General features: G+C 70.3%; 1 protein-coding gene. It reads right to left on the bottom strand.

Features of this window, described 5'->3' with window-relative positions; genetic code table 11:
- Positions 1-613, bottom strand: a 613-nt coding sequence (locus ACEN88_RS33650) for an Ig-like domain-containing protein (RefSeq protein WP_413346689.1), incomplete at both ends; no start/stop codon positions are given.

The raw sequence follows: 613 nt of genomic DNA, 5'->3' as shown, positions 1-613 counted from the left end.
GCGGTGATCGTGTGTGCGCCCTCGCTCAGCGTCGACGTCGTGATCGACCAGATGCCGTTGGTGGCGACCGTGCTGCCGAGCACCGTGGTGCCGTCGGTATCGTACAACGTGACGGTGGAACCGGCTTCGGCCAAGCCGTCGAAGGTCGGCGTCACGACCCTGGTCACGCCATCGAACGGAATGGCGCCGCTGTCGCTGAGCGGCGACAGGTACGCCAGCGGTACCACCGGCGCCAGCGTGTCGAAGTGAAGCGACGGGGTCGTCCCCGCGCCGCCGACGTTGCCCGCCGTGTCGGCATAGCTGCCGGCGCCGATCGTGATGCTGGCGGTGCCGCCGTCCGTATTGGCGTCCGGCGTGAAGGTCGCCGTGCGCACCAGGCCCGAACCGCCGATGGCGGACAGCGTGCCGCCGCTGACGACGACGTCGCCCTGCGTGCCGTCCCAGGTGAAGCTCGCGCCCGGGTCTTCGCTGAACGTGAACGTGACGGTGGCGGTCTCGCCGGCCTTGAGCGCGGCGACGTCGCTGGTAATCGTCACCGTCGGCGCCGCCGTATCCAGCACATAGGCCTGCGAAGCCACCGGCCCGGCATTGTCGACGGCGTCGACCACGCGCG

It is taken from the genome of Massilia sp. CT11-108, from assembly GCF_047302915.1.
Lineage (GTDB): Bacteria > Pseudomonadota > Gammaproteobacteria > Burkholderiales > Burkholderiaceae_D > Telluria > Telluria orientalis.
The sequence above is the reverse complement of the archived record's forward strand: the minus strand, read 5'-3'. Positions and strand labels throughout refer to the sequence as shown.